The 8,411-nt window shown below is 40.4% G+C and carries 10 protein-coding genes; 8 read left to right on the forward strand and 2 right to left on the reverse strand.

Annotated elements, in window-relative coordinates; genetic code table 11:
* The first annotated feature begins 135 nt into the window (after positions 1 to 135).
* The 7 genes from BTU61_RS03305 (at position 136) to whiA (ending at position 5,091) form a co-directional block, all read left to right on the forward strand.
* A complete protein-coding gene (locus tag BTU61_RS03305) occupies positions 136 to 267 on the forward strand; it encodes a DUF4044 domain-containing protein (RefSeq protein WP_003011566.1) in 132 nt (43 codons plus the stop codon).
* A 38-nt stretch (positions 268 to 305) separates the two neighbouring features.
* Positions 306 to 1,619, forward strand: coding sequence for a GTPase ObgE (gene obgE / locus BTU61_RS03310; RefSeq protein ID WP_200772321.1), 1,314 nt, complete (start codon positions 306 to 308; stop codon positions 1,617 to 1,619).
* Positions 1,620 to 1,670: 51 nt separating this feature from the next.
* Positions 1,671 to 1,835, forward strand: a complete 165-nt coding sequence (locus BTU61_RS03315) for a hypothetical protein (RefSeq protein ID WP_200772322.1) — start codon at positions 1,671 to 1,673, stop codon at positions 1,833 to 1,835.
* An 18-nt stretch (positions 1,836 to 1,853) separates the two neighbouring features.
* Positions 1,854 to 2,237, forward strand: coding sequence for a RidA family protein (locus BTU61_RS03320; RefSeq protein WP_200772323.1), 384 nt, complete (start codon positions 1,854 to 1,856; stop codon positions 2,235 to 2,237).
* 75 nt (positions 2,238 to 2,312) lie between these two features.
* Positions 2,313 to 3,203, forward strand: a complete 891-nt coding sequence (gene rapZ, locus BTU61_RS03325; RefSeq protein ID WP_200772324.1) for an RNase adapter RapZ — start codon at positions 2,313 to 2,315, stop codon at positions 3,201 to 3,203.
* Complete coding sequence (locus tag BTU61_RS03330) at positions 3,200 to 4,177, forward strand: YvcK family protein (RefSeq protein WP_200772325.1); 978 nt, start codon at positions 3,200 to 3,202, stop codon at positions 4,175 to 4,177. Before rapZ ends, BTU61_RS03330 begins: the two co-directional genes overlap by 4 nt.
* Positions 4,174 to 5,091 (forward strand): DNA-binding protein WhiA, encoded by a 918-nt coding sequence (gene whiA, locus BTU61_RS03335; protein WP_200772326.1) that lies wholly within the window; start codon positions 4,174 to 4,176, stop codon positions 5,089 to 5,091. Before BTU61_RS03330 ends, whiA begins: the two co-directional genes overlap by 4 nt.
* 296 nt (positions 5,092 to 5,387) lie before the next feature.
* On the opposite strand, the gene BTU61_RS03340 is transcribed toward whiA, so the two are convergent.
* Positions 5,388 to 6,356 (reverse strand): NAD(P)/FAD-dependent oxidoreductase, encoded by a 969-nt coding sequence (locus BTU61_RS03340; RefSeq protein WP_200772327.1) that lies wholly within the window; start codon positions 6,354 to 6,356, stop codon positions 5,388 to 5,390.
* A gap of 177 nt (positions 6,357 to 6,533) precedes the next feature.
* On the opposite strand from BTU61_RS03340, the gene rpsU reads away from it, so the two are divergent.
* Positions 6,534 to 6,710 carry a 30S ribosomal protein S21 gene (rpsU, locus tag BTU61_RS03345; RefSeq protein ID WP_000048054.1) on the forward strand — a complete coding sequence of 59 codons (177 nt, stop codon included), beginning with the start codon at positions 6,534 to 6,536 and terminating at the stop codon, positions 6,708 to 6,710.
* A gap of 252 nt (positions 6,711 to 6,962) precedes the next feature.
* Here the strand turns inward: rpsU and BTU61_RS03350 are convergent, their stop codons facing one another.
* A complete protein-coding gene (locus BTU61_RS03350) occupies positions 6,963 to 8,231 on the reverse strand; it encodes a hypothetical protein (protein WP_200772328.1) in 1,269 nt (422 codons plus the stop codon).
* Between the last annotated feature and the right edge of the window lie 180 nt (positions 8,232 to 8,411).

Genomic DNA, 8,411 nt, shown 5'->3' on the forward strand with positions numbered 1-8,411 from the left:
CTTGCTCGACAATCCAAAAGCAATGAAGAGGCTAGGACTTTTGTCCCAGTCTCTTTTTGTGTAGGCTCTATTTGAAAAATCCCCTATTTCGTGGTAAAATAGGGCTAATGAATTTATAGTAATGAGGTATAAAAAGTGGCTTTTGGGGATAACGGAAAACGTAAAAAAACACCATTCGAAATGATTACCATGGTGGTTATTGTGATCATGTTGATCGTAACAGTTGGTGCGATTTTTGCTACAGCAATCGGTGCCCTTTCTTATTAAATTAAGGTGCACATAGATAAAAAGGAAATCATTCATTTATGAGTATGTTTTTAGACACAGCTAAGATTAAGGTCAAGGCTGGAAATGGCGGAGATGGCATGGTGGCCTTCCGTCGTGAAAAATATGTCCCCAATGGGGGGCCTTGGGGCGGTGATGGAGGCCGTGGAGGGAACGTCGTCTTTGTGGTAGACGAAGGCTTGCGCACCTTGATGGACTTCCGCTATAACCGTCATTTCAAAGCCCAAAGTGGGGAAAAAGGAATGACCAAGGGCATGCACGGACGGGGAGCAGAAGATCTCTATGTACGCGTTCCCCAAGGGACGACCGTGCGAGATGTTGAGACGGGGAAAGTCATTACGGACTTGGTCGAAAATGGTCAAGAATACATTGTCGCCCACGGTGGCCGTGGTGGCCGTGGCAATATTCGATTTGCAACTCCCAAGAATCCAGCACCTGAAATTTCTGAAAATGGAGAACCTGGTCAAGAACGCGAATTGGCACTGGAACTCAAGATTTTGGCGGACGTTGGTTTGGTTGGTTTTCCATCTGTTGGGAAGTCGACCCTTCTTAGCGTCATCACTTCAGCTAAGCCAAAGATTGGAGCCTACCATTTCACAACCATCGTTCCAAATTTGGGAATGGTTCGAACACCGTCTGGAGAATCCTTTGCGGTAGCTGACCTTCCTGGATTGATCGAAGGAGCTAGCCAAGGTGTCGGATTAGGAACTCAGTTCCTTCGCCACATCGAGCGCACCCGTGTCATCTTGCATGTCATTGATATGTCAGCCAGTGAAGGACGTGATCCTTATGAAGATTATGTCCAGATCAATAACGAACTTGAAACCTATAATCTTCGTCTCATGGAGCGTCCACAGATTATTGTGGCGAATAAAATGGACATGCCAGAGAGCCAAGAAAATTTGAAAGAATTTAAGAAAAAACTAGCGGCCAATTACGATGAGTTTGATGAGCTTCCACAAATCTTTCCGATCTCTAGCCTTGCACAACAAGGCTTGGACAATTTGTTAGAAGCAACGGCAGAGTTGGTTGATAAAACGCCTGAATTCCTCTTGTATACTGAAGATGAACTGGCGCAAGAAGAAGTTTACTACGGCTTTGATGAAGACCAACCAGCCTTTGATATTAGTCGTGATGACGATGCCGCTTGGGTCTTGTCTGGTGACAAACTAGAAAAACTCTTTACCATGACCAATTTTGATCGTGATGAAGCGGTGATGAAGTTTGCCCGTCAATTGCGTGGAATGGGGGTTGATGAAGCTCTCCGTGCGCGTGGGGCCAAAGATGGCGATATCGTTCGGATCGGAAACTTTGAATTTGAGTTTGTAGATTAAAGTGTATCCTGACCGAATCTAGGATTCCAAATAAGAAATGAGGCTTTTTCAGTGGGAGATAAACCAATCTCTTTTCGAGATGAAAATGGAAATTTTGTTTCAGCAGCTGATGTTTGGAATGCTGAAAAATTAGAAGAACTGTTTAATACGCTAAACCCTAAACGCAAATTGCGTCTCCAAAGGGAAAAATTAGCAAGAGAAAACCAGCAAAAGTAAATAGACTTGGAGAATACGATGGCAAAAACAATTCATACAGATCAAGCACCTGCAGCAATTGGACCTTATGTTCAAGGGAAAATTGTCGGCAATCTCTTATTTGCAAGTGGTCAAGTTCCCCTGTCCCCTGAAACAGGAGAAATTATTGGCCAAACCATTCAAGAGCAAACAGAGCAAGTATTAAAAAATATCGGAGCCATTCTAAAAGAAGCCGGAACAGACTTTGATCATGTAGTCAAAACCACTTGCTTCTTAAGTGATATGAATGACTTTGTACCTTTTAATGAGGTCTATAAAACAGCCTTTACCAATGAGTTTCCAGCTCGATCAGCTGTTGAGGTAGCCCGCTTGCCACGTGATGTGAAGGTTGAAATTGAAGTTATTGCGGAAATCAAAGCCTAATAACAATTCAAAGACAAAAGACAGAGTGGAGAGCAGGAAGCTGTTAGCCACTCTGTTTTATTTTGGGAGGAGAAAATGACAGAAAGTAAGATTCAACTGGTCGTAGTGACAGGGATGAGCGGTGCTGGTAAGACCGTCGCCATCCAATCTTTTGAGGATTTGGGTTACTTTACCATCGACAATATGCCACCAGCCTTATTACCGAAATTTATTGAACTCATGCGTCTTAGTCCAGACAATAATAAATTAGCAGTTGTTGTGGATATGCGAAGCCGCTCTTTTTTCAATGAGATTCCCACCGTCTTGGATGAATTGGACAACCAAGAAGACCTCGATTTCAAGGTCTTGTTCTTGGATGCGACTGACAGTGAATTGGTAGCACGATACAAGGAAACCCGCCGAAGCCATCCTCTGGCAGCAGATGGGCGTGTCTTGGATGGGATTACCTTGGAGCGAGAGCTCTTGTCTCCGCTTAAAAATATTAGTCAAAATGTGGTCGATACGACTGAGTTAACGCCTCGTAATCTAAGGAAAGAAATTGCTGAACAATTTGCTAGTCAAGACAATCAGCCAGATTTTCGGGTTGAGGTCATGTCATTTGGTTTTAAATACGGCCTTCCGATCGATGCTGACTTGGTCTTTGACGTGCGTTTTCTGCCAAATCCATACTACAAGTTGGAGCTTCGGAATTTAACAGGGCAAGATCCAGCTGTTTATGATTATGTCATGGATCACCCTGAATCAGAGGACTTTTATCGTCATCTACACGATTTAATTGTGCCTATTTTGCCTTCATACAAACGCGAAGGAAAATCCGTTCTCACCATTGCCATGGGCTGTACTGGTGGCCAACACCGTTCGGTAGCTTTTGCAGAACGGTTAGCACATGATTTAGAAAAGCATTGGCAAGTCAATTGCAGTCATAGAGACAAGGACAGACGGAAAGAAACGGTGAATCGCTCATGAGAAAACCAAAAGTAACGGTTATTGGTGGTGGGACAGGGATTTCTGTTATCCTTGATAGTTTACGAAAGAAACCCGTTGATATTACGGCCATTGTCACTGTTGCGGATGACGGAGGCAGTTCTGGTGAACTGCGAAAGAATATCCAAAAATTGACCCCACCTGGGGATCTGCGAAATGTACTGGTAGCCATGTCAGATATGCCTCGTTTTTATGAGAAGGTCTTCCAATACCGCTTTGCCGATGATGATGGTCCTTTGGCTGGCCATCCTTTGGGGAATTTGATCATTGCAGGAATTTCAGAGATGCAAGGTTCGACCTATAATGCCATGCAGTTGTTGACCAAGTTCTTCCACACGACAGGTAAGATTTATCCGTCGAGTGATCGGCCCTTGACCCTTCACGCCGTCTTTCAAGATGGAAAAGAAGTGGTAGGAGAAAGCCACATTGCCAACTACACCGGCATGATTGATCATGTCTATGTAACCAATACCTTTGATCAAGAGCGGCCAAAAGCTAGTAAAAAAGTGGTGGAAGCGATTCTTGAAAGTGATATGGTCGTCTTAGGTCCTGGTTCGCTCTTTACCTCAATCCTCCCTAATTTAATGATCGATGAGATTGGGAAAGCCATCCTTGAAACCAAGGCCCAAGTAGCCTATGTGTGTAACATCATGACCCAAAGAGGAGAAACCGAGCATTTCACAGATAGTGACCATGTGGCCGTGCTCCACAAACATTTGGGAGAAAAGTTCATCGATACCGTCCTTGTCAATATCAATCAGGTTCCTGCAGCTTACATGAACAGTAATAAATTTGATGAATATTTGGTGCAGGTAGAGCACGATTTCAAGGGCTTGCACTCGCAAGTTCCTCAAGTGATTTCTTCCGATTTCTTGAAGTTGGTCAATGGAGGTGCCTTTCATGATGGTGAAAAAGTAGTAGAAGAGCTGATGCAGATCGTGCAGGTGAGAAAATGAGTTTTACGGTTCGCGTCAAGGAAGAATTGTTGTCACTCAAACGCTTTGAAAAGAGTGAATTGGCTGCCATTATTAAGATGTCAGGGAGCCTTGGAATTTCTACGGGTGGTTTGACCTTATCGGTGACGACAGAAAATGCTAAAATTGCTCGTCATATCTATGAATTGTTGCTTCATTTTTATGGGGCCAAATCAGATATTCGCCATCACCAAAAGACCAATTTACGGAAGAATCGGGTTTATACGGTTTTCTTGGATGAAAAAGTAGAAGCTATTCTAGCAGACCTTCATTTGGCAGATTCCTTTTTCGGGATTGAGACGGGCATTGATGCCAGCATTTCTAAAGACGAGGCAGCCAGTCGTGCTTATCTTCGAGGAGCTTTTCTGTCGAGTGGTTCGATAAAAGATCCTGAAAAAGGGAAGTACCAGCTGGAAATTCATTCTGTTTATACAGACCACGCGGAAGGAATTGCCCTTCTCATGCAAGGATTTTTACTAGATGCGAAGACCATCGAGCGGAAAAAAGGAGTGGTAACCTATTTGCAACGAGCGGAAGATATTATTGATTTTCTGATTGTCGTAGAGGCCATGCAAGCCATGCAGGAATTTGAGTCCATCAAGGTCATGAGAGAGACGCGCAATGACCTCAATCGGGCCAATAATGCCGAGATGGCAAATATTCAAAGAACAGTTACAGCCAGCATGAAAACCATTAATAATATCAGTAAAATTGTGGATACAATCGGTCTAGGAAGTCTGCCAAGTGACCTGCAAGAAGTAGCCTATATCCGGATGAACCATCCAGATTATTCCATCCAACAGATTGCAGATAGCTTACAAGTTCCTATTTCAAAAAGCGGTGTTAACCACCGTTTACGAAAAATCAATAAGATTGCTGATGATTTAGATAAATAAAAAAGGCCGCTGGCCTTTCAGATTGAAGACAAAGTCATCTTAAAAACTTTCCTTAGGTGAGTATGGACGTCAGCGAACTTCTTCGAAGTTCCATGACTTAGTTTTGAGCCTAAGGTCTCAAAACTCACGAGTGCTTGAAATGATCACATTTTAAGTACTTTTCTCACGGCGGAAAATTTTTGTATATTTTTGATTCATTTTAAAAATTAGAACTTGTTGCGACTTCTTTGTAGAATACTTTACTTATTTAGTAAAAATAGTTTGTCTACATTCTAGAAGGCCACTGGCCTTTTTTATTATAAACTAGTTGAGTGAGTGGGTTGAACCTTCTTATCTGGATAGATGTAGTTGATAGCGTTGTTCACAGCTGTTGGAGCTTCCCCGAGACCTGTCGCAATCAGATCAATCTTTCCTTCGTAGAAGCAACAGTCTCCACAGGCATAAATTCCAGCGAGGCTCGTTTCTTGTTTTCGGTTAACCTTAATTTTATGACGTTGCAATTCTACACCCCATTCTTTCAAGTTTCCGATTGAAGATTTAAAGCCATAGTTAACAAATAAGTGGTCAATCGGGATGAGTTCGGTTTCATCAGATTTGACTTTTGTGATTTCAAGGTGAGTGGCATGACCATTTTCGCCAATCAAGCGACTTGGGACAAAGGGTGTTTTGATCTGCACTGAAGAATGTTTCAATTCCTCTACACTGTGTTCAAGGGCGCGGAAGTTATCTCTTCGGTGAATGATGGTCGTCGGAGCGATCTTGTCAAAGGCAAGAGCCCAGTCTACAGCGGAATCCCCACCACCAAGGACAGTGATATGTTTTCCTTGATACTGTTGGATAGATGAAACATGGTAGTGAACATTGTCAAAGTCCTCAGCCCCGTCTATATCAAGAGGGCGTGGTTTAAAGGCCCCGCCACCCATGGCAATAATCACAGCTTTAGACTGATGCAATTGGCGAGAAGTGGTGATGGTGAAAATTTCACCCTCTTTTTGAATATCTTCAACCGTTTCATTGAGGTAGATTGGAGTCTCAAATCCCTGAACTTGCTCGATCAAGCGATTGCTCAATTCTTCCCCTGTTAAATTAGTAAATCCTGGGACATCGAGAATATTTTTTTCAGGATACAAAATAGCTGGCTGTCCTCCTAATTGAGGAAGAGAATCGATTAATTTGACTTTTACTTGACGTAGATTGCCATAAAAGGCAGCAAACAAACCGACTGGTCCGCCACCGATAATGGTAATATCATAAATTTCTGACATGGTGTCTCCTTCATGTTTTCTTAGACTCCATTGTATCATAAAATGGGATGAATGAAAAAGTTGGAATAAGAAAAAAGGGCCTCATCTGAAATGCTAGAAAAGTTGCAAAAAATCTTGACAGCTATATAGAAGTGTGATAAAATAAATAAGATTTTAGGCTTGAAGGGAGTGAAAAACATGTCAAAAACAGTAGTACGTAAGAATGAATCTCTTGACGATGCTCTTCGTCGTTTCAAACGTGCGGTTACTAAAGCTGGTACTCTTCAAGAAACACGCAAACGTGAATTCTATGAAAAACCTTCTGTAAAACGTAAACGTAAATCAGAAGCAGCTCGTAAACGTAAAAAATTCTAATAGAATACAGAAACAGACTTCGGTCTGTTTTTTGTTTTCCTTGCAATGATGAGCAACAAAAAAAGCCGACCTTCTAGTCAGAAGATCGGGTCTTTTTAATAGTTGAAATACTGTTCAATCTCAGATTTTTGGATTTCTTTGTCGTGATGACAAATAGGACAAGATGACTTGGTTTTTGATTGGTTAGCTAAAGGACTATGTCAGTTGTTATAATATTTTTTTGTATTCATACATGACTGAACCTTATTCTATTTAGTTTTTATCTTCTTGGAGTTTATCCTCTTCAAAGTGTCCCACACCATCTTCAACAACAAATGGGCAGGTAACTTTCTTTTTTATTCCATTTTCATCATAGGAACAACTGATGTTATAGATTCCATCGGAAAATGAATTTTTTGGTAAAGATAAGATTTTTTCCTTTAAGGTCTCTACAGGACTAGCATTTTCTGCCTTTATATTCGAAAGGTCACAATCAATATCGAGAGTAAGACCTTTGTTTTTCATGAGATATTTTGTTGTAATATTATAAAAGCCAGCTGCATCAAAATCTCCTTTTTCTCGATTGCTGACAGCCTGAGCCATAATTGCAACATAGTAGTTTTCTATTGGATATTTTCCAAATTTAAAACTAGAAGCTATTGGTGTATCAAAAAGCTTATTTATTTTGTCAGCAGTAGTATTTTTGATACTATCTTCTTCTTGTTGTAGATTCGGTCTTTCTTTGTATACATCTAGCAAAAAACTGAATTCGTCTTGTTTGACAGTGTGAAATAGTGCCTTTTCTTTGTCATTAAGAAGTGTTTCGAGATCTGTTCCTGAAGGAAGAAAGAAATTTGATAAGTGTTCTCCGTCTTTATGAATTTTTGCGTCAGTATATTTTTTTAAAATAGTTCCATCCGATAGATTTTCGGTATATGTTAGATTGTAGACTGTTCCATTAAACATTTCAATCTCTCTATGTTTATCAACTAACTCAACCTTTCCCTTAAGCCCAAGAGATTGGAATTCCTCAGCGAAATTGGGAGTAGTATTTTTAATTGAGGAGGAAGTGGCTGTGATTAGTCCTAGGCAAGTGTATAAAATTACCATAAATGCAAAGACAAAGCCAAGTATAGCCAAAATATCTTTCCCTTGTCCTAACTTTATCGTCTGATAAATTCCGATAAGGAGAATGATAGAGTACATAATACTGGCACAAACTAATACTGGATAATTATCAATGTAATTAAGTGGAAAACCTATTATTTGCATGAAAAATCCAATTGTAGCTAGAACTAACTGTATCGTAGAAGTCTTTTGAATAAACTCATTATCTTCGAGGGAGGATTTTAATTTTGAGATATCTCTAAATATAAAAATATTTCCTAGAAAAATTAGAGCAAGTGAGAAGAAAAATGCTGGCCACAAAATTATAAAGGCAAAACCTCCAGAATCATAAGTAATCGCATAAACAACATTAAAGACTAAATATGTTGGTAAGAGTAGACCTAGCCGGAATAGGTTTATTTTATAGGGTTTCATAGGAAAACCTCCTCGTTACTATTAACTAAATTATATCATATTTGAAGCAAAAGAGAACGCTTACATAAAAGTGAAAATAAAAAAGATAGGCCGAATGTACTGACCCCAAAAAGTTAGACAATTAATTTAGGCAAAGGATTTAGTTCTGTATTGTACAGGATTAAGTCCTTTTCTACCATT

The sequence above is a fragment of the Streptococcus lactarius genome (genome assembly GCF_016642265.1).
GTDB classification, from domain to species: Bacteria; Bacillota; Bacilli; order Lactobacillales; family Streptococcaceae; genus Streptococcus; species Streptococcus lactarius.

Bases quoted from the DNA above. Each gene is read 5' to 3' on its own strand.
- obgE (WP_200772321.1), top strand. From the start codon at position 306: ATGAGTATGTTTTTAGACACAGCTAAGATTAAGGTCAAGGCTGGAAAT.
- BTU61_RS03320 (WP_200772323.1), top strand. From the start codon at position 1,854: ATGGCAAAAACAATTCATACAGATCAAGCACCTGCAGCAATTGGACCT.
- rapZ (WP_200772324.1), top strand. From the start codon at position 2,313: ATGACAGAAAGTAAGATTCAACTGGTCGTAGTGACAGGGATGAGCGGT.
- BTU61_RS03330 (WP_200772325.1), top strand. From the start codon at position 3,200: ATGAGAAAACCAAAAGTAACGGTTATTGGTGGTGGGACAGGGATTTCT.
- whiA (WP_200772326.1), top strand. From the start codon at position 4,174: ATGAGTTTTACGGTTCGCGTCAAGGAAGAATTGTTGTCACTCAAACGC.
- BTU61_RS03340 (WP_200772327.1), bottom strand. From the start codon at position 6,356: ATGTCAGAAATTTATGATATTACCATTATCGGTGGCGGACCAGTCGGT.
- rpsU (WP_000048054.1), top strand. From the start codon at position 6,534: ATGTCAAAAACAGTAGTACGTAAGAATGAATCTCTTGACGATGCTCTT.
- BTU61_RS03350 (WP_200772328.1), bottom strand. From the start codon at position 8,231: ATGAAACCCTATAAAATAAACCTATTCCGGCTAGGTCTACTCTTACCA.